Annotated in this window: 17 protein-coding genes; 2 read left to right on the plus strand and 15 right to left on the minus strand. The window is 40.7% G+C overall.

The window, feature by feature from the left end; translation table 11 throughout:
• Nucleotides 1–4: 4 nt before the first annotated feature.
• The 14 genes from ACK8HY_RS18075 to ACK8HY_RS18140 form a co-directional block, all read right to left on the minus strand.
• Nucleotides 5–733, minus strand: coding sequence for an SCO family protein (locus ACK8HY_RS18075; RefSeq protein WP_077437910.1), 729 nt, complete (start codon nucleotides 731–733; stop codon nucleotides 5–7).
• Between the two features lie 12 nt (nucleotides 734–745).
• Nucleotides 746–1,123, minus strand: coding sequence for a cytochrome C oxidase subunit IV family protein (locus ACK8HY_RS18080; protein ID WP_077437911.1), 378 nt, complete (start codon nucleotides 1,121–1,123; stop codon nucleotides 746–748).
• Nucleotides 1,124–1,150: 27 nt separating this feature from the next.
• Nucleotides 1,151–1,885, minus strand: a complete 735-nt coding sequence (locus tag ACK8HY_RS18085) for a cytochrome c oxidase subunit 3 (RefSeq protein WP_077437912.1) — start codon at nucleotides 1,883–1,885, stop codon at nucleotides 1,151–1,153.
• 9 nt (nucleotides 1,886–1,894) lie between these two features.
• Nucleotides 1,895–2,476, minus strand: coding sequence for a cytochrome c oxidase subunit 3 (locus tag ACK8HY_RS18090; RefSeq protein WP_077437913.1), 582 nt, complete (start codon nucleotides 2,474–2,476; stop codon nucleotides 1,895–1,897).
• On the minus strand, nucleotides 2,476–3,381 hold the full coding sequence (gene cyoE, locus ACK8HY_RS18095) for a heme o synthase (protein ID WP_077437914.1): 906 nt from the start codon (nucleotides 3,379–3,381) through the stop codon (nucleotides 2,476–2,478). The genes ACK8HY_RS18090 and cyoE overlap by 1 nt, the downstream gene beginning before the upstream one ends.
• Nucleotides 3,382–3,454: 73 nt before the next feature.
• Nucleotides 3,455–4,498, minus strand: coding sequence for a COX15/CtaA family protein (locus ACK8HY_RS18100; RefSeq protein WP_077437915.1), 1,044 nt, complete (start codon nucleotides 4,496–4,498; stop codon nucleotides 3,455–3,457).
• 80 nt (nucleotides 4,499–4,578) lie between these two features.
• Nucleotides 4,579–6,450, minus strand: a complete 1,872-nt coding sequence (locus tag ACK8HY_RS18105) for a cytochrome c oxidase subunit I (protein ID WP_343563417.1) — start codon at nucleotides 6,448–6,450, stop codon at nucleotides 4,579–4,581.
• A gap of 28 nt (nucleotides 6,451–6,478) precedes the next feature.
• On the minus strand, nucleotides 6,479–7,816 hold the full coding sequence (locus tag ACK8HY_RS18110) for a cytochrome c oxidase subunit II (RefSeq protein ID WP_077437916.1): 1,338 nt from the start codon (nucleotides 7,814–7,816) through the stop codon (nucleotides 6,479–6,481).
• Between the two features lie 43 nt (nucleotides 7,817–7,859).
• A complete protein-coding gene (locus tag ACK8HY_RS18115) occupies nucleotides 7,860–9,095 on the minus strand; it encodes a quinol:cytochrome C oxidoreductase (protein ID WP_077437917.1) in 1,236 nt (411 codons plus the stop codon).
• Between the two features lie 19 nt (nucleotides 9,096–9,114).
• On the minus strand, nucleotides 9,115–9,753 hold the full coding sequence (locus ACK8HY_RS18120; protein ID WP_410528293.1) for a c-type cytochrome: 639 nt from the start codon (nucleotides 9,751–9,753) through the stop codon (nucleotides 9,115–9,117).
• Nucleotides 9,737–10,273: a DUF3341 domain-containing protein gene (locus ACK8HY_RS18125; RefSeq protein WP_077437919.1), complete on the minus strand. Its 537-nt coding sequence runs from the start codon at nucleotides 10,271–10,273 to the stop codon at nucleotides 9,737–9,739. The genes ACK8HY_RS18120 and ACK8HY_RS18125 overlap by 17 nt, the downstream gene beginning before the upstream one ends.
• A gap of 6 nt (nucleotides 10,274–10,279) precedes the next feature.
• Nucleotides 10,280–11,764 carry an NrfD/PsrC family molybdoenzyme membrane anchor subunit gene (gene nrfD, locus ACK8HY_RS18130; protein ID WP_077437920.1) on the minus strand — a complete coding sequence of 495 codons (1,485 nt, stop codon included), beginning with the start codon at nucleotides 11,762–11,764 and terminating at the stop codon, nucleotides 10,280–10,282.
• 29 nt (nucleotides 11,765–11,793) lie between these two features.
• Entirely contained in the window at nucleotides 11,794–14,808 is a 3,015-nt protein-coding gene (locus tag ACK8HY_RS18135; protein WP_416134397.1) for a TAT-variant-translocated molybdopterin oxidoreductase, read from the minus strand.
• 37 nt (nucleotides 14,809–14,845) lie between these two features.
• Nucleotides 14,846–16,108 (minus strand): cytochrome c3 family protein, encoded by a 1,263-nt coding sequence (locus tag ACK8HY_RS18140; protein WP_077437922.1) that lies wholly within the window; start codon nucleotides 16,106–16,108, stop codon nucleotides 14,846–14,848.
• Between the two features lie 338 nt (nucleotides 16,109–16,446).
• Between ACK8HY_RS18140 and ACK8HY_RS18145 the strand changes: the two genes are divergently transcribed.
• Nucleotides 16,447–16,917, plus strand: a complete 471-nt coding sequence (locus ACK8HY_RS18145) for a methionine-R-sulfoxide reductase (RefSeq protein WP_416134398.1) — start codon at nucleotides 16,447–16,449, stop codon at nucleotides 16,915–16,917.
• Here the strand turns inward: ACK8HY_RS18145 and ACK8HY_RS18150 are convergent.
• Nucleotides 16,907–17,917, minus strand: a complete 1,011-nt coding sequence (locus ACK8HY_RS18150; protein ID WP_416134399.1) for a LacI family DNA-binding transcriptional regulator — start codon at nucleotides 17,915–17,917, stop codon at nucleotides 16,907–16,909. The two genes, ACK8HY_RS18145 and ACK8HY_RS18150, sit on opposite strands and share 11 nt — an antisense overlap.
• A 143-nt stretch (nucleotides 17,918–18,060) precedes the next feature.
• Between ACK8HY_RS18150 and ACK8HY_RS18155 the strand changes: the two genes are divergently transcribed.
• The gene (locus tag ACK8HY_RS18155) at nucleotides 18,061–20,343 is read left to right on the plus strand and encodes a GH92 family glycosyl hydrolase (protein ID WP_416134400.1); all 2,283 of its coding nucleotides are present in this window, start codon (nucleotides 18,061–18,063) and stop codon (nucleotides 20,341–20,343) included.
• Nucleotides 20,344–20,416 lie beyond the last annotated feature (73 nt).

Raw genomic sequence — 20,416 nt, forward strand, 5'->3', positions numbered from 1 at the left:
TTAACTATCTCTTTTGTTCTATCTTAGCCGGATGATTTCGAATCTCCTCCACCAACAATAATTTAATTTCATCTTCCAAACGATCAATATCCGTTTTGACATTGATATCATAGATACCCCTGATCCGTCCCTTGGTATCAAGTAAAAGATAATTGGATCCAATGATAAAAGGTTTCGCTTTGTCGTTATTTGCGATGGCATCCTGCAATAAACTCTCTTTGGCAAATTTAAAGATATCAACGGAAGGATCTGTCACAAAAAACCAAGATTTGGTCCAAGGTTTGTAAACTTTGGCATATTTTGCTAAGACCTCCGGCGTATCGTATGTCGTATCAACTGTAATGGAATACAACTTGACCTTTTTATTCTGAATAAAACGATTGGCAATCTGATCTAATCGTTTAATCATGGTTCGCGACAAGGACGCGTCCCGCGAATACATCAGATGAACGACCGAAAGTGTCGTATCATTATCCAATAGCTTCACCGGCTTCTCATCATAATTAACGAAATCGACCGAAGGAACAGTATGATAGATGGTATCAGGAATATCTCGTCCCCATTTGCGATGTGTTGTCCCCGGAACTTCCTTCTTGCCAAAAATAGGTAGGGAAACGTAGCTATTGGAACCACTTTTATTTAGTATAAAATATAAAAATCCTGGCAGTAAAAGAATTACTGCCAGGATCAATATAGTTTTAATACCTTTCTTTTGTCCAGTATTATTATCCATTATTCACTTTATCTATTTGTTTGGAAACAATTGATGCTCCTGAAAAGCACCTGCCAAGAAACCACCCTCAACCAACATCAGGACGATAAAATAAATAATAAAAATAAAGACGATTGATACGGTAACAATGAAACTCGATTTTTCGAATTTCAAGTGCATAAAGAATGCAACGATATAATATGCTTTAACTAAAGTTAAAACAATATAAATAGTATTTACCAATGCACCTTTGGCCAAAATCTGCCAGTGGTGAACAAAACCCAACGCAATTAAGAACTCTAGACAAGTAAGCGCCAAAAGTACGCCAAATACTCTCCAGATGGCTTTCTTATCCATCCCACCTTCGTGAGCATGCTCTCCGTGAGCGATATTATCTTGATATTGTGACATAGCGATCTAAAATTATTAATTCAGTGATTAGATTAAGTAGAAGAATGTAAATACGAATACCCACACCAAATCCACAAAGTGCCAATATAAACCTACTTTTTCAATCATTAAGTAAGAACCACGATTTTCGAACGTATTGTTTAACGTCATGAAAAGAACAATGATATTCAAAATAATACCAACTGTAACGTGGAAACCGTGGAAACCTGTAATCGTAAAGAACAAGTTTGCAAATTGCAACGCCGAAGTATAGGAAATATCATGTGTAAAGTAAGGTAACAGTGCCGTCTTAATTGCATCACCTTCTAAACCTGTCGCTGGGTTTTTACCAAACCAGAATCCCATGTGGTGTAAGTGAGTCCACTCTATAGCCTGACAGCCAACGAAACAGATACCACCCAAAATCGTCCACAACATCCACTTTACAACCTCATTTTTTTGATTGCGGTGTCCAGCTTCTACAGCCAATACCATTGTCACTGAAGACATAATCAAAATAAAGGTCATCAAACCTACGAATACCAAAGGTTGACCATGCTCCGCAATACCCGGGATAGATTGGAAAATCTTATCAGGATCAGGCCATGTTGGGTGAGAAAAGCGTTGTGCGCCGTAATAAACCAAAAATGCAGAAAATGTGAAGGCATCCCCTACCAAGAAAAACCACATCATGATTTTTCCATACTCTAAGTTCCAAGGTGATTTTCCACCATTCCATGGACCAGTTTTTACCTTATCCAATTGCGATACTGTTGTACTCATTGTTTACTATTATTGATTCAAAAGTAAGAAAACATATATATAAATCCATAAAAGATCGAGAAAATGCCAAAAAATACTGGCAAGATCCATGCGGAAAAGATTGCCGTCCTTAGAAAGCTTATTCGCTCCTATAATCGCGCCAATCAAAACGATCAAACCCGCAATAATATGCGCCAAGTGCATTCCTGTAAAAATGTAGATAAAAGATTGAGACGCATTGTTATTCACAAAATAAACACCTCGTTCTGTTAACACATTCCAGGCATGTACCTGTAATGCAAAAAACACGATACCCAAAACGAAAGTTACCACTAATAATAACTTCTGTTTGGATGAATCACCATTTTTAGCCGCTTTATGCGCTAAAAACATCGCAAGACTGCTCACCACGATCACGATTGTGCTATACACAAACGTATCTGGCAACAAGGTCTTGATTCCCTTGTCCACACCACTTGCCGTATATACAATGAAACCACTGGATAAGGCAGCAAACATCATGAACATCCCCAACATACCCAACCAAAGGTTGAATTTCTGGGCTTTTCTCTGTACTAACTTCTCGTCAGTTTGTGCTTTTATATCTAACATTATTTCAAAGGAATAAAGTTAAGCAATAATACGAGTTGTGTAACCGGCAGATAGATGAATGACGTAAACATCACTTTCTTTGCCGAAGGAATATCACAATTCTTAAACAGCAAATAGCCATAATACCCAAACATCAGTCCACCTATGACGGACACTATCGTAAACCAAATTCCACCAAAGCCAAAGTAATAAGGTATAAATCCTGCAGGGATCATTAACAATCCTGTAATGAATACCATAAAGGCCGATATCTTATCCCGTTTTGTAGTCGGCAACAACCTAAAACCAGCCAATTTATAGTCATCATCCACAACCCAGGCGATTGCCCAGAAATGCGGAAACTGCCATAAAAACTGAATCGCGAACAAAACAAAGGGAATAATAATAATTGCGGCTTCGTTGTGTCCACTGTAATAGGCCAGATCATCCTGTGAAAAGGCCGCATAATAACCAATCAATGGTGGAAATGCGCCCGGGAATGCTCCTACAAACACGGCTATTGGTGATTTTCTTTTTAAAGGGGTATAGATAAATGCATAAAGAAGGATACAAAAAACCGACAGTAAGCCAGCGACAAAATTTAAGCGAACCAATACCAAAGTACCTAAGATGCCCATAAAGACACTTAATACCAAAGCTTGACCTGTTGTCATCCGACCCGAAGGTAGCGGTCTATCTTCTGTACGTTTCATCAATTTATCCAGATCTTTTTCGATAATTTCGTTAAAACCATTGGCAGAACCTGTTACCAGAAAACCACCCACAGTCAACAATAACCAATTGACCCAGAAAATTTCACCCTGTTGTTTTGATCCTATCAGAAAAGCAATTGAGGCGGAAAATACCACCGTCAACGTAAGTCTTAACTTAACCAGCTTTTTAAAATCTGAAATAAATTCTTTCATAATTAAAAGAGACCTCCTACTACCAGTGTATTCAAACACATAGTTTTTAACATAAACATCTCGAATTTCAAAATTAATGCCTTTGCTTATTCAACAGTAACAACAGGTAAAATTGAGCACCAAATAAAAGTGTCCCAACCACCAGATGCGTAGTCTGCGCAAATGCAGGTATTGCAAATCGAGCTAAGATAATTCCTGATAGCATTTGGATACCCACGAGGATCAATGTGATTAAAGCAAATTTAAATTGCTTAGACCCCGTATTGAAACTTGTGCGGACCAAAAAGAATAATACAATAACTAAAATCAAAGAACAATATGCCAACCATCGATGTACTTCGAATTGTTGGCCAATAGCTGTTATAAATTCGGCGCGGGCAACGTTGGAACCAGTCAATAGATCAACTTCCTCCCGAACGCCAGTACCGACGATCACCTGCGTTAGCATCAACAAAATGGAGATCAACGCAAGACCTTTTAATATACTTAAAGAACGATTAACCAATATGGTCTTGTCACGCAACGTAACCGCTTTAAAGTAGGTATATATACTGATACAAACAATCACAAGCGCCAAGAGCATATGTACAGTGATAATCCAGGGCATCAGATTGGTCGATACAACGATCGACCCCAACCAGGCCTGAACGACCACAACAAAAAGATTAACCACTGACCAAACAACGATCGAACTTTTTGATTTTATATATGTGAAAGAATAAACTGCAGTAAACAATAAACAGAATCCAGAAATAACACCTACCAATCGATTGATATACTCCGTCCAGGTTTTTGCGACATTAAATTCCTCATGCTGTAAAATACTTTTGTCTGTCCGGAGCTTGTAAGCCATTTCCTTATCACCAAAAAATTCTACAATCTTGGCGAAACGTTCATTCTTCTTTGCTCTCCCTTCAATATAATGTTGTTCGTATCCCTGTGGTAATTGGGAAATATCAGTGGGTGGAATAATACGGTTAAAACATTTCGGCCAGTCTGGACAGCCCATCCCTGAACCTGTACTCCGCACAACACCCCCAGCAATAATGACCATAAACAATACGATAATCGTAATAAAATTGGTCTTTATAAATCGCTTTTCAGCCGCTGGAAACATAATACAACCCCTACCTCTTAAAATACAAACTTGTATAAAATAGAGTAGGTACCGGCCCTACTCTATTCTATTAAATCTTTTTAGTCTTTTCTACCATTTTGCGCATTCCATTCTGCCTGGATACGCTCAGCTTCCTCATCTCCTTCAAAATCGTGAGGCAAATTCGAGCTCATCGTTTCAGAGAAAGGAACATCTTGAGGAATGAAGTCCTCACCATGACCTGGCTTACTGTAATCGTAAGGCCAACGGTGTACTGTTGGAATTTCTCCCGGCCAGTTACCATGAATATGTTCTACCGGAGTAGTCCATTCCAAGGTATTTGATTGCCAAGGATTTTGTGGTGCTTTCTTACCGAAGAAGATCGAGTAAAAGAAATTCCATAAAAATGCAACCTGTCCTAAAGCAGCGATAATCGCAGCCCAAGTAACCAATTGATTCACAGATACCCATTTTGCCATGAAAGCAAACTCAGTAAATGCATAGTAACGACGAGGTACACCATCAATACCCATAAAGTGCATTGGGAAGAATACCAGGTAAGCACCGATAAAAGTCAACCAAAAGTGCAAATAACCTAGTTTCGTGTTCATCATACGACCAAACATTTTCGGATACCAGTGGTAAACACCACAAAGCATACCGAAGATGGAAGCAGATCCCATTACCAAGTGGAAGTGAGCTACAACGAAATACGTATCGTGCAAGTTGATATCCAATGCTGCGTTACCCAAGAACAATCCTGTTAAACCACCGGAGATAAAGAAAGATACCAAACCGATAGCAAACATCATTGCTGGCGTAAAGCGGATATTACCTTTCCATAACGTAGCTAAGTAGTTAAATGCCTTAACAGCGGAAGGAACAGCGATAATCAACGTTGTGATCATAAACACACCACCCAAGAACGGGTTCATACCTGTCACAAACATATGGTGACCCCATACGATAAATGACAATACGGTAATACCGATCAAGGAGTAAACCATGGCGTGGTAACCGAAGATTGGTTTACGTGAGTTTGTTGCGATAACCTCAGAAGTCAAACCTAAAGCTGGCATCACAACGATATATACCTCAGGGTGACCCAAGAACCAGAATAAGTGCTGGAACAAGATTGGGGAACCACCTTCATTAGGTAAAATCTGTCCTTGTACAACCAAGTCAGACAAATAGAATGATGTACCAGCGGCACGGTCAAAAATCAAAAGAACAACTGCAGATACCAATACCGGGAATGACAACATACCCACGATCGCAGTTAAGAAAAATGCCCAGATTGTCAAAGGCATTTTCCATAGATCCATACCTTTTGTACGCATGTTCAAAATCGTACTTACGTAGTTGATACCACCGATCAACTGAGAAGCTACGAATAGAACCATACTAACCAACCACAAGGTCATACCTGTCGCAGATCCGGCGATCGCAGTTGGTACAGCCGATAATGGCGGATAGATTGTCCAACCAGCAGAAGCAGGACCGCTCTCTACAAAGAAAGAAGCAACCATGATTACTGATGCAACAAAGAACAACCAGTAAGATAACATATTCATAAAAGGCGACGCCATATCGCGCGCACCGATTTGATATGGAATTAATAAGTTACTGAATGTACCCGATAAACCTGCTGTCAACACAAAGAATACCATGACAGTACCGTGGATAGTCACCAAGGAAAGGAAAAACTCTGGCTTAATACGGCCACCTTCAGCCCATTTACCCAAGAATACTTCTAATATAGGGAATTCTTTATCCGGCCATGCTAATTGGATACGGAATAATACTGATAAAAGCATCGCAAAAACTGCCATGATGATACCAGTGATCAAGAATTGCTTGGCAATCATCTTGTGGTCACCCGAAAAGATATACTTTCTGATGAATGATTCCTCGTGATGATGTCCGTGCGAATCGTGATGTTCAGCGCTATGCGATATTACTGTACTTGACATATTCGATTTTATATTCAAAAATTCTTAATTAGTTCAAAGAAGCTGTAACCTGTACGCTATCCTTTTTTACGTTAGCTGTTTTACCGCTGAATTCCTTTTGCAGATCCTCAGTAAAATATTTGTTTTGCTTAGCTAACCACTCTTTATATTTTTCTTCTGTTACAACAACCACTTTCTTTTGCATGTTCCAGTGAGCAGATCCACAGATTTTGTTACACAACATCACGAAATCGTAGTTGTAATCGCCCAAACGATCACGCATTTCTTCTGTCGTTACAGTAGGTGTGAATTGGAAATAGTTGGTCATTCCCGGAACAGCGTTGATCTGAACACGGAAATCCGGAATAAAGAAAGAGTGAATAATATCTTTTGAAACGATATGGAAACGAACTGGTTTATTTACAGGTAACCAGATTTCAGAACCTTGAATATCATCCCACGAATTTTTATCATTAAAATCGATACCGTAAGGATTTGTCGGTGTCGTCATTTTGTAATTACGTTTACCAATAACACCGTCTGTTCCTGGGTAACGCACATTCCATTGGAACTGCTCGCCCAACACTTCAATTTGCAATGCAGATTTTTGAAGATCCTCAGGAACATTCGTAATTGATCTCCATGTAAAGAAACCAAACAATACCAATACGGTCAAAACGACTGCCGGAACGATCGTCCAAAGTTTCTCGATAGCATTGTTATGTGGGTAGTAGTAGGCCTGACGTTTTGCACGCATGCGGTACAAGAATGTAAAAGTCATCAACAAGATATGCGTAATAACCAATACAAACGTAGTGATCGCAGTGGTGATGATAAACATGGTATCAATACGCTCGCCGTGCTCAGTTACCGCGGACCGCCAATATGCTGCGCCCCAATGTACGTATGACCAGTAAACACCATAAAGAAATACAACCAAGAAGATAAACAACAATGCCGATTGGAATGTGTTATTTGCAAATGGATTGTATCTACCGTTCATTTTACGTGTCAATTCGTAGATCGAAAGTACCTTGCCGATCACAGCAATGACTGTACAAATAACTAAGAATAATAACACATAATATGTGAAGTTTTTATAAACCTGAGGGTCTATTTGCTTCACTTCTTCTACAGCAGGAGCAGCCGCGCCAGCTTCCGTCGTAGAGCTAGCAGATGCAACAGCAGCAGTACCTGCTGCCGCTGTTGTATCTTTTGCAACCGAATCCGTTGCCGCAGGGGCAGCTACCGCTGTAGTCGCCACTTTAGCAGAATCAGATGCTACTGTATCTTGTTGACTTGCAAGAATAGGATTTGCAAAAAGCAGCCCTAGTGCAAGCACAAAACCCGAGATGGATTTGAATCTATTATTTAATTTAAAGCTCATTTCTTTTATAACGTTTTTACGTAACCTTCCTTTAAAAGTGAAACTATATCTGGTGATGTAAACTCTCATCCAAGAAAGGATGATTTTTAGGCACCAATGCTTGTTTGCTCAATTTACTCATCACTAAAAAGATGAACAAACCTAAGAAACCAAGTGCAGTTCCGATTTCAATGATACCAAATCCTCTATGTTCAGCGACAGTACCAGGCATAACCATGATGTAATAATCAAGCCAGTGACCAGCCAACAATAGAATCGCTACGAACAACATCACATTTTGTTTACGTTTAGCATCGCGATCTACCAATATAAGCAATGGAGACACAAAGTTAATGATAATACTCAACCAAAACCAAGGTTTGTATTCTGGTTCCCAACGTTTGTAGAAATAAACTGTTTCTTCCGGGATGTTTGAGTACCAAATCAACATGAATTGTGCAAACCAAACATAGGTCCAGAAGATGGAGAAACCGAACATCAGTTTACCCAAATCGTGTAAATGATTTTCGTTTACCCAGTTCATATAACCCGCTTTCTTCAATACAACAACGATGATCGTGATACAACAGATACCACTCACCCACATTGCTGCGAAGTTGTACCATCCGAACATGGTAGAAAACCAGTGTGCTTCTAAGGACATGATCGTATCGAAAGCCCAAATTGGCGTTGTGAAACCGAAAATAACCAAGAAGATAGCAGACAATTTAAATGACTTTTTATAAGAAGTCAAACCGCCTTCCAAATCCTCTTTGTATGAAAGCTTCGCAAGGATAACAGCAAAAATACTATATATTCCTAAGAAGATAACTTGACGAGATAAAAAGAAAGGTACATTCAAGTATGCAGACTTTCCTTCAATAATAGGGTCATAGTTTGGACTATTGTGATCCAACAAACCTTCACCATGCCAATGGTGGTAAAGATTATGGGTAGATAAACCCAATCCAACAATAACCACTAACAAGAGTGCCGCAATAGGCAGGGTGCTTGCCATAGCTTGAGGTATACGTACCAGACCTGCAGACCATGCAGATTGTGTTACATATTGCAAGGCAACGAAGAAAGCTCCAGCTGCGCACACACATGTAAAGTAATAACCCATCAATAACAAGTTGGCGTATGTACGCTCTACAGTAACGTGATCGCCCGAAAGCAACCCGAAAGCTACAGCAGCTACGCCTAGTACAACAGCGATAATACTGAACATTTTAGCTTTGCCAGCAAACTCGTATCGCTCGTTGAAATTATAATCGTGATGATGACTGTGAGTTCCCATTTATATATCTGATGTTAGATTATTTCTTTTGTAATTCGTGAACATACATAACAACTTTCCATCTCTCTTCTGGAGACAATTGAGACGCATGCGATCCCATGGAGTTGTGTCCGTAATAAATCGTATGGTAAATTTTACCATCTGTCAAGTCAGCCATCAAACCACCTCTGGAAGAGTTTGCCGCATCTGTTCTATGATAAGATGGTGGCGGCGGAAAGTTCTCTAACTGACGAGTGCCTCTAGAATCTGTTACACTACGATCTTTCGTCAGCGGTCCATCCCCTTTACCTTCTACTCCGTGACATACTGAACAGTAAGTAGTGAACAAAGCCTTACCTTTTTCAAGATTTTCAGCGTTAACAACTAAAGGATTTTTCACCTCAGCACCAGCACGTACATAGTCCTCTAATGTATTGGCATACTCAAAACGGGTGAAACCAATTGGATCAGTACCTTTAGGAGGTGCTTGCGCTGTTTTTCCATCAGCAAAATTCGCATTGGGTTGATCCGGATTAAAAGCAAGCGGATCGTACATGTTACGGGAAAATTCCAAACCTGTACTACGAGTCGTTTTGTCACCACAAGAAGAAACAAGTGCTGTCAATGCCACAGCTGCGCATACAGTTCCAAGTAAATTCTTCTTATTCATAGCTAACATATTTTCTATCATTGTACTTAACTTCAACAGCACCTGCTTCTTTCAATAAGCTATCGATCAAAGCGTGGTCTGTATTTTCTTTGGCATCTACTGCAAGGATGAAACGGTCATCTGTTGCTCTTAGGTCCATCACGCGAGGTGTACGTCCCGGGAACAAGTGGTTGCGGAAGAAAAATGTAGCAACCATACCCAAAGCACACAACAAGATCGTAACCTCAAATGTTACCGGAACAAAGTTTGGCATTGCAAATGATGGTTTACCACCGATGTTCATCGGCCAATCGTATACCATGGTATAATACAACAAACTAAAACCTAATGTTGTTCCTAATGCTCCAAAGCAAAATGCTGCGATAGGCAAGCGGGAAGGTCTTACACCTAACTTCGCTTCGATCCCGTGGATAGGCATCGGTGTAAAGCAGTCATAAATACTTATATTGTTTGCTTGCAATTTGTCGATCCCATGCATCATGTCATCCGGATCCGCAAAACTACCTAATATATATTTTGTATTGCTCATTGCTGATTATTTTCTAACTGATAATTCTTTAATCTCTTCTTCTGTCACTGAATCGTATTTTTCCAATGATTCCTGGAAGTACTCAACTTGCTCTGCAGGGAATGCACCTTCTTGAGCCAATTTAGTCTTGTGTTGTAATGACGATGATTTCAACAACAATTTAACTTCGGCGATTGCGATACCCGGCAAGAAACGTAAGAACAACAAGAATAACGTAAAGAATAATCCAATTGAACCTACAAAGATACCTACGTCTGTCCAAGTTGGGTAGAACATTGCCCAAGATGAAGGCAAGTAATCACGGTGCAATGAAGTCACGATAATTACGAAACGCTCAAACCACATACCGATATTTACCACAATGGATAGAATCCAAGAGATCGGAATACTTGTACGGATTTTTTTGAACCAGAATAACTGTGGAGAAATTACGTTACAAGTCATCATCGACCAGTATGCCCATGCATATGGACCCAACATACGGTTCTCGAAAGCATACATTTCGTATTCTGAACGAGAGTACATCGCGATAAATAACTCGGTTAAGTAAGCCACACCTACGATAGAACCGGTCGTCATGATGATGATATTCATCGATTCAATATGGAACATTGTGATGTAGTTCTCAAAGTTCATTACTTTACGTAAGATCAACAATAAAGTCTGTACCATCGCGAAGCCTGAGAAGATCGCACCAGCCACGAAATATGGCGGGAAGATCGTCGTGTGCCATCCAGGGATAACCGAAGTTGCAAAGTCCATGGATACGATGGTGTGTACAGAAAGTACCAGTGGTGTTGAAATACCTGCCAAGATCAATGACACGATTTCGAAACGTTGCCAAGTCTTCACAGAACCATTCCAACCGAATGATAATACAGAATAAATCTTTTGTTTTAATCCAGTAGCACGGTCACGGATAGTCGCGATATCCGGCAACAAACCACAGTACCAGAATACCAAGGATACTGTAAAGTATGTTGAGATCGCGAATGCATCCCATACCAATGGCGAGTTGAAGTTAACCCAAAGTGATCCAAATTGATTTGGAAGCGGGAAAATCCAATATGCCAACCAAGGACGACCCATGTGAGCTACAACGTAGGTAGCCGCACAGATTACCGCAAAGATCGTCATCGCCTCTGCGGAACGGTTGATGGAATTACGCCAGTTCTGACGGAAAATTAATAATACGGCCGAAATCAACGTACCAGCGTGACCGATACCAACCCACCATACGAAGTCGGTGATATCCCAAGCCCAGCCTACAGTTTTATTCAGACCCCAAGCGCCGATACCTGTCCAAAAGGTATAACTAACGCTAACTACCCATAATAAAGCACCCAATACAGCAACGGTAAAACCGATCCACCATGCTTTATTTGGTTTATTTTCAACCGGTAGTAAGATATCATCCGTAATTTTTGCATACGTGATGTCTTTACCGGTCATTAATGGTTCTCTTAATATTGATTCGTTATGCGATGACATAGTATTTTTATTTCAAATATTGTACAAGATTACGCCTCAAAAGTGTTTCTAACTTTTGTCATATAACCGATACCCGGTTGAACATTGATTTCCTCAAGTACGTAATAAACACGCTCATTGCGCAATGCTTTGGAAACTTCTGATTCTGGATCGTTAGCGTCACCGAAGATGATTGCATTTGCCGAACATGCTTGTTGACAAGCCATTTGGATATCGCCATCTTTCACTTTGCGGTTTTCAATCTTAGCCTGTAATTTACCTGATTGGATACGTTGGATACACATTGAACATTTCTCCATGACCCCACGTGAACGAGTGACTACATCTGGATTCAATACCAATTGTGTGAACTCATTGTTCAAGTAGTTGTCAAAACGTGAATCATTCCAGTATGCAAACCAGTTGAAACGACGTACTTTGAACGGACAGTTGTTCGCACAGTAACGTGTACCGAAACAACGGTTGTATGCCATGTGGTTCAGACCTTCTGAAGAGTGTACTGTTGCCAATACCGGACAAACCGTTTCACAAGGGGCGTGGCCACAGTGCTGACACAACATCGGTTGGTGAACAACAGTGATATCTTCGAAATCCAATTCAGCCGAAGCTTTCGCAATTTCTTTCTCTTTTGTAAGATCTTTCTCTTTGCCTTCGATTGTATAGTAACGGTCAATACGCAACCAGTGCATTTCACGACGACGACGAACCTCATCACGACCTACAACAGGAATGTTATTCTCTACGTTACAAGCTACGATACAAGCACCACAACCTGTACAAGCGTTCAGGTCGATCGCCATCACCCATTTGTGGCCCGGTTGCTCATATTTATTCCACAAATCGTACGTTTTGTGATTATCTGTAAAACGTCCTGCCTCAGAGTTAGGATCTTTCAGATATTTCGCAAATGTAGTCTCACGGATCACGTTACGACCTTCGATGGTGTGGTGTGTTTGTGTTTGTGCCAATTGGTATGTCCCAGCCGCTTTCGCTACAGTTGCTTTTGCAACACCTTGAACAGTACCATTGATGATAGAGGCAAATGGGAATGCGTTTTTACCAACTTCATTACCTGCTTTACCAACTTTCGTACGCCCGTAACCTACAGCAACAGAAACAGTACCTTGTGCTTGACCAGGTTGTTGTACAACCGGCAATTCAAGTTCAACACCATTTGCTTTTACAGTTACTTTACCATCTTCACCCAAGCCTAGTTTTTCAGCATCTTTAGGGTTTAGGGCAGCATAGTTGTCCCAAGTTACTTTAGATACTGGATCAGGCAATTCTTGCAAGTAAGCATTGTTTGCGTAACGACCATCGCGAAGCGCAGAAGGTTCGTAAAGTTTCAATTCAAACTCACCAGTAATTGCTTTGCTGGATGCTTCAATAGCTGAAGCGGCAGCAGCTGCGTTTCCTGTAAATGCAGGAGCAGTTGCCACTTTGGCACCTTTATATTCAAAACCAGTTTGCAATACAGCATCCCAGTTTTTCGTAGAACCAGCTAAGATTTGTGTAGACCACAAGTTCTTAACGAAGTTGTACATATCTGTTGTGTTTCCTGCCCAAGTCAACAAGCTTTGCTCAGCTTGACGTGTTTGGAAAACAGGATTGATTGTAGGCTGAACAATAGAGTACAAACCCTCTTTCGGGTTAGCATCACCCCAAGACTCCAAGAAAGTACTTGCAGGAGCAATCGCTGTCAATTCCGACGCAGTCTCATCAGCACGTTGTGAGAATGATAAAGTGAAAGGAATCTGTTTCAAAGCCGCTTTTACATCCTCTGCTTTGAAGTAGTCATATACAGGATTGCTGTTCAAGAAGAACGCTACACCTACCTGGCCAGCTTTTGCAGCAGCTAAGAAAGCCTGGAAAGAAGAATCCGAACCTTGGTATTGTTTCGAATAGTTATCTAAATCAATGATTGTACCGTAAGCGCCCAATGCAACGTTGATTGCATTGACCAATACCTGAACATTCACATCGTTAGAACCAGCAACAACTACGGCAGCACCTTTGCTGTTGACCAATTCTTTCGCCGCTAGGGCTACACCTTTTTGCGCTTTTTTGTTTGCAGTTGCTCCAGCCAATGATTGACCAGTGATTGCATTATATAAAGCAATCAAGGTAGCACCTTCTTCCGAAGGTTTGATCGCAATACGCGCATCGGCATTTGTACCAGTCATTGAAAGACCAGACTCAAATTGTACGTGACGTGACATTTTTCCATTTTTCAATGATTTGTAGTCACGGTTTTTAGCGTATTGTTGTGTATGTTCTTCACCTGCCAACCAAGTTCCTAAGAAATCAGCAGCAACTGAAACGATTACATTTGCTTTATCAAAATTGTATGAAGGAACTACAGCCTTACCGAATGAAGCTTTATTTGCTTCGATAATACCGCTGTAAGAAACAGCGTCGTATTGTACGTGGTTAACTGTAGAGAATTTCGTTGCGAAAGCAGCGATAGCAGCCAACGTTGAAGGACTGTTTACGGTATTCGAAACGATCGTAATTTGTTTACCAGAAGATGCAGCAGCAGTCAATGCTTTAACAACTTCCCCATCCAATTTAGACCACTCCACATCTTGACCTTTCCATTGTGCTTGCTTCAATTTAGACTCATCATATAAATCCAATACCGAAGCAGCAGTTGTTGAATCCAAACCTTGGTTCAAACCAATTGCATTTGGGTTAGGCTCAACATTGATCGGACGACCTTCACGCGTTTTAACCAAAATACTTTGACCATTGAATGTCGACGTATAGTAGTTAGGGATACCTGGAGTTACCTCTTCAGGTTTAATCAAATAAGGAACTGCCTTATGCACAGGAGTACGGTTACAAGCCGCTAAAGAAACAGCACCCAAACCAAAACCTAATGCTTTCAAGAAGTCACGGCGAGGAGTTTTCGTACTCAAGCCCGCTTCATTTAATACATCTTCTACAGGAATAGATTCGGCAAACTCACCCTTGCTTCCCTCAACGAAAGCAGGAGTTTGATTTAACTCTTCCAAACCTTTCCAATATTTTTTATTGCTATCCATTTAAGCTGTATATAAGATTGCGTATTTCAAATAATTATTAATAGTGACATTTACCACACTCAAGACCACCGATCATGGCTGCAGTCATTTTTTCACCTTTCTTAATTCTTTCGTGTGCCTTGATCAAATCTTCATAATATTTATTATCCGATTTGATATCTGTCTTTTTGTGACAGTCCACACACCATTTCATTGTCAATGGAGAGTATTGATATACTTCTTCCATATTTTGGATCGGTCCGTGACAAGTCTGACACTCTACTCCTGCTACCACAACGTGTTGTGAGTGATTGAAGTAAGCGAAATCAGGCAAGTTATGGATACGAACCCATTGAATTGGCTTCGGATTGTTACCATAAGTACGTGTCTCAGGATTCCAATCTAACGCACGGTAGATTTTAGCAATTTCTGGTGAGATTTCACCATCATAATGCTCTGATGCAGTGATTGTATTGTGACAGTTCATACATACATTGGCCGATGGAATAGACGCATTTTTAGATTTAAATGCACCACCGTGACAGTATTGACACTCAATTTTATTTACACCAGCGTGGATTTGGTGTGAGAACTTGATCGGTTGAACAGGCTTGTAACCTTCGTGAACACCTACGTTCCACATTGTTTTCCAACCACCAACTGCCAAAAGAGCAACAAGCATCAACACCGTAAATCCAACTAATTTTTTGTTTTTAACGAATGCTTTCGCAAACTTCACAAAACGTTGATTGTCCTCAGGCTCTTGTTGCGCAGCAATAGCTTCCTGATTCTTAGCAATTACATTTTCTAAGGTACGGATCACACGGTTCAACACCACGATCACGACAACCGCCAAAACAACAACCGCGATCAAGCCCAAGATCATGAACATAGACGCATTGTCATCTTTTGCAGCAGCACCAGCAGCACCAGCTTCTTTCGGCTTCTCTACTGAGGCATCTTTGATAAACGCAATGACAGATTTAATCTGATCGTCAGATAAATCCGTAAAAGAAGTCATCACAGATTTGTTGTACTCTTCGAAGATTTTAACAGCCTCAGCATCACCTGTAGCGATTAAAGCTTGAGAGTTACGGATCCATTTGATCAACCATTCTTCAGATTTTGTATCTGGAACTCCTTTCAAAGCAGGACCAACTACTTTTCTGTCAATGGCGTGACAGGATGTACACTTAGATTTGAAGATTTTTTCACCTTCCTTGACATCTTGCGCATGCAACGTCGTAACGGCAAATAATAGCATCAAACTCGTTGACACCACCCTCGCAAGGCTTCCCAAAACGGATGAGATAGTTCTCATATTTAGCACTTTATACTATTTATTTGTGAATGTAAAAAATTAACTCCCATGGTTAAAGGAGCCACTACCCCCCTAACAATGCCACAAAAGTATGATTTATTAACAAATCGCTGACAATTTTGTGACCTTTAATATCAATTTATAATCATTCTAAACAATTGCGTTTAAACCACGTTAAATCCCTATTATGCGAACGAAGTATATCAATTGCCTTAACTTTTCATCAGGGTACGCCTATCAAATATAAGACATTACTATGACAATTTAAAATACTTGAATATCAAGATAGTTCCGGGCTAAAAAAACATTTTTGATATTAATTCCGTAACTTTATGGGTATGAAAATGCTATTATATAGCTACGGTATATGCTTGTTCCTCATAGGTTCTTCCTGTCAGGGGCAAGAGAATATTAAACAGAAAACAAAAATGGAAACGAATAAAAAATATAACCCGTTAAGCAAAGAAGAGGAATATGTCATTGTACACAAAGGGACGGAGCGTCCTTTTACGGGAGAGCTTTTGGACAACAAATCAAAAGGAACCTATATTTGCCGGCGTTGCGATAGCCCGCTCTATCGTTCGGAATCAAAATTTGAATCTGGCTGTGGCTGGCCGAGCTTTGATGATGAGATCCCCAATGCAATCACCCGGATCACGGATGCAGACGGGCGCCGTACGGAAATTCTCTGCACAAACTGTGGCGCACACCTCGGGCATGTTTTTCTTGGGGAAGGCTTCACAGCGAAAAACACACGCCATTGCGTCAATTCCATTTCAATGAAATTCGTAGCGGATACTACAAAGTAACCTTTGCTTTTGTCGATTCGCGAATTTTCAGTTCACAAGGCAACACGAGCTTACGTGTTGCTTTTATTTTGCCCTGGAGACGGAGCAAAAGTATATTGATCAGGTTATCGGCAATCTCCTTGATCGGTTGTGAAACAACGGTGATGGAAGGTTCCAATAGTTTAAAAACTGTATGGTCATCGAAGGCAATCATCGCTGGCATAACAAAATTATATTTCTTCGAAGCCTTCAATCCGGAAATCGCGAGATAATTGGTCGAAAATAAAAGAGCATCCAGACGGTTTTCACAAATAAAGTCTTTTAGGGACTCCATTGCCTCGTCATCCGAAGCATCCATCTGCACCTTCTGAATGAAACTTTGCTGTTTATGATTATCCATTGCTTTGAGATAGCCATCTGAGCGTTCCTTCATCTGGGTCTGATCCGAATATAACGATACAAAACCTATGCGCTTATACGCCTGTTGGCAGAGATGACTTGTCGCATCGAAAGCTCCCTGAAAATTATCCGCTCCGACATAGTCAGTCTCCAGGTTCGGAAAGTAACGGTCGAAAAGTACAACAGGAATATTACTTTGCTGCAATTGCTTGACAGTATCCTCCAAACCATCTGAAGGTGTAATGATAAAACCGTCCACCTGACGGTCGTAAAACATCTGGATCAGCTCCTTCGCCTTTTCTACATCGTTGTTGGTACTACAGTAAATAATACGGTACCCCTGCTCGTACACTTTGCTTTCGATCAGACGCGCAATATTGCCAAAAAACGGATTCGAGATGTCTTCGATAATCAAACCCAAAATCTTTGTCTTTCCGGTACGCAAGCTTTTCGCCAGTTCATTTGGCTTATACCCTACTTTCTTGACATAATCCAATACGCGCTTGGTCAACGCCTCGCTGATACGCTTCTCTTTTGCCTTGTCATTCAAAATAAAGGAGACTGTAGTTACAGAAATTCCCAACGCCTTTGCGATATCACTGATCAGAATACGTTTCTTCATGTAGAGTAGGTTTGTTAAGTTTTTATTTCGAAGATTACTAAAGTAAAAAATTTAACGACAATTTACTAAAATAATAATAAAATTGCGCTAAAAGGTTTTATTTACTAATTTTAAGCAGTTTCAAATACCCGAACACAAAACCTATGACAGGAAATAAACTCATCACAACAGTGTTGGGCACGCTAATTTTACCATTTTGCGTTCAAGCTCAGCAAAATTTAACACAATATGTCAACCCATTTATTGGGTCAGCAGATCACGGCCACGTATTTGTCGGAGCCAATGTACCCTTAGGTGCAGTACAGCTTGGGCCAACGCAGATCCCACAGATCTGGGACAAATTCAATGGCTGGGATTGGTGCAGCGGCTACAATTACAAAAGCCAGGAAATTCTGGGCTTTACCCATACCCATCTGAGCGGAACCGGTATTGGTGACCTCAATGATCTGATGATCGTTCCTGCGAATGGCAAGCTGCAATTGACAGCAGCAGAATTCAACAAGATGAATACCGGCTACGGTTCATCTTTCAAAAAAGAAAATGAAGTTGCTAAACCTGGATTCTACAGCGCCTATCTGGATGACTATAAAGTACAGGCTAATCTCACCGCGACGGAAAGAGTGGGCTACCACCAGTACGTTTACGAAAAAACAGACAACGCCCATATTTTGGTTGACCTGGGTTACCACATCAATTGGGATAAAGCAACGGATACCTATATCAAACAGGTCAATGATTCCACCTTCGTTGGTTACCGCTTTTCGACAGGCTGGGCCAGTGACCAAAAATTATACTTTGCCATAAAAACTTCGCAGCCTATTCAAAAGGTTAGATTCTTTGATGGTAAAGACGAAAAATTCGGTCAGACGACCTTCAAAGGACAAGCGATCAAAGCAGCGCTTTTCTTCGACGCGGCTAAAAACAAGAACATTGAACTGAAAGTCGGTATTTCTCCGGTCAGCTCCACCAATGCCTTAAATAATATCAATGCGGAGATTCCAGGCTGGAATTTTGAAAAGATAAAACAAGAAGCCGATCAACGTTGGAATAAAACCCTAAATAAAATCCAGTTTGAAGCGGACAAGGACACCAAGACCATTTTCTATACCGCGCTATACCACACTTACTTCGCACCAACAATTTTCAACGATGCAAACGGTGACTATTTAGGTACGGATAAACAGGTTTACGAAAAACAAGATTTTGTCAATCATACCGTATTCTCCCTTTGGGATACCTACCGTGGGTTACATCCATTGATGACTATCCTGGAGGATCGCAAGATCAATCAGGATTTTATCAAAACCATGCTTGCCATCTATCAGCAGCAGGGAAAATTACCGATGTGGCATTTGCAGGGCAATGAAACCAATACCATGGTCGGTTTGCCAGCCATTCCCGTTATTGCAGATGCTTTCTTAAAAGGAATCATCGACGAGAAGGACTATCCTTTGGTTTGGGAAGCTGTCAAAACAACTGCCATGGGCAATGACCATGGATTGAAATTTGCACGCGACCTTACATATATTCCTATCGACAGTATGCCGAACGAATCCGTTGCCTGGGCATTGGAATATGCTATCGCTGATTTCGGCGCTTACAAAATTGCAGAGAAATTAGGAAAGACCGAAGATGCCGCTTATTTCAAAAAACGCTATAAACTATACGAACAATATTTCGATAAAGAAGTTGGTCACTTTGTGGGCAGAAAAGCCAATGGTGACTTCCGCAGGCCTTTTGATCCCTTAATGGCCAAGCACCGTGAAAATGATTACTGTGAAGGAAATGCATGGCAATATACGTGGTTGGTACCACAAGACGTGACAGGCTTGATCAATCTCTTTGGCGGCGAACAGCAATTTTTAAAGAAACTGGATTACTTTACCACAATGTCTTCGGATCTCGGTGGAGAAGCTTCGCCGGATATCTCAGGACTGATCGGCCAATATGCACAAGGGAATGAGCCCAATCACCATATCCCCTACTTATATGCTTACGCGGGACAACCCTGGAAAGGTGCTGCATTGGCACGTAAAGCGATGACCGAATTTTACACCAATACACCGGCAGGACTTTGCGGTAACGATGACGTCGGTCAGATGAGCGCATGGTACGTATTCTCGGCGATGGGATTCTATCCATTGAATGCCATGAGCGGTGTGTATGTATTTGGTTCACCGATGATGGAACATGCCAACATCAATTTACCAAACGGCAAAACTTTAGCGATCACGGTTAAAAACCAAGGTAAAGCAAACCAATACATCAAATCGATCAAATTGGATGGAAAGCCTTACAGCAAGACTTTCATCACACATGCGCAATTGCTACAGGGTGGTCAGATGGAAATTGAGATGAGCGCTACACCGAACAAGAACTTCGGAAAGAACAAAGCAGACAGACCGACAAGCGTTGACAATAATTAACTGAAAAATTGTCAGCAAAACATTCATGGATTAATATTTGTTAATACCTTAATATTAAAATTAAGGAGAACAA

It is taken from the genome of Sphingobacterium sp. NGMCC 1.201703, assembly GCF_047784615.1.
Taxonomy (GTDB): Bacteria; Bacteroidota; Bacteroidia; order Sphingobacteriales; family Sphingobacteriaceae; genus Sphingobacterium.

Bases quoted from the DNA above. Each gene is read 5' to 3' on its own strand.
- ACK8HY_RS18075 (WP_077437910.1), bottom strand. From the start codon at position 733: ATGGATAATAATACTGGACAAAAGAAAGGTATTAAAACTATATTGATC.
- ACK8HY_RS18080 (WP_077437911.1), bottom strand. From the start codon at position 1,123: ATGTCACAATATCAAGATAATATCGCTCACGGAGAGCATGCTCACGAA.
- ACK8HY_RS18085 (WP_077437912.1), bottom strand. From the start codon at position 1,885: ATGAGTACAACAGTATCGCAATTGGATAAGGTAAAAACTGGTCCATGG.
- ACK8HY_RS18090 (WP_077437913.1), bottom strand. From the start codon at position 2,476: ATGTTAGATATAAAAGCACAAACTGACGAGAAGTTAGTACAGAGAAAA.
- cyoE (WP_077437914.1), bottom strand. From the start codon at position 3,381: ATGAAAGAATTTATTTCAGATTTTAAAAAGCTGGTTAAGTTAAGACTT.
- ACK8HY_RS18100 (WP_077437915.1), bottom strand. From the start codon at position 4,498: ATGTTTCCAGCGGCTGAAAAGCGATTTATAAAGACCAATTTTATTACG.
- ACK8HY_RS18105 (WP_343563417.1), bottom strand. From the start codon at position 6,450: ATGTCAAGTACAGTAATATCGCATAGCGCTGAACATCACGATTCGCAC.
- ACK8HY_RS18110 (WP_077437916.1), bottom strand. From the start codon at position 7,816: ATGAGCTTTAAATTAAATAATAGATTCAAATCCATCTCGGGTTTTGTG.
- ACK8HY_RS18115 (WP_077437917.1), bottom strand. From the start codon at position 9,095: ATGGGAACTCACAGTCATCATCACGATTATAATTTCAACGAGCGATAC.
- ACK8HY_RS18120 (WP_410528293.1), bottom strand. From the start codon at position 9,753: ATGTTAGCTATGAATAAGAAGAATTTACTTGGAACTGTATGCGCAGCT.
- ACK8HY_RS18125 (WP_077437919.1), bottom strand. From the start codon at position 10,273: ATGAGCAATACAAAATATATATTAGGTAGTTTTGCGGATCCGGATGAC.
- nrfD (WP_077437920.1), bottom strand. From the start codon at position 11,764: ATGTCATCGCATAACGAATCAATATTAAGAGAACCATTAATGACCGGT.
- ACK8HY_RS18135 (WP_416134397.1), bottom strand. From the start codon at position 14,808: ATGGATAGCAATAAAAAATATTGGAAAGGTTTGGAAGAGTTAAATCAA.
- ACK8HY_RS18140 (WP_077437922.1), bottom strand. From the start codon at position 16,108: ATGAGAACTATCTCATCCGTTTTGGGAAGCCTTGCGAGGGTGGTGTCA.
- ACK8HY_RS18145 (WP_416134398.1), top strand. From the start codon at position 16,447: ATGAAAATGCTATTATATAGCTACGGTATATGCTTGTTCCTCATAGGT.
- ACK8HY_RS18150 (WP_416134399.1), bottom strand. From the start codon at position 17,917: ATGAAGAAACGTATTCTGATCAGTGATATCGCAAAGGCGTTGGGAATT.
- ACK8HY_RS18155 (WP_416134400.1), top strand. From the start codon at position 18,061: ATGACAGGAAATAAACTCATCACAACAGTGTTGGGCACGCTAATTTTA.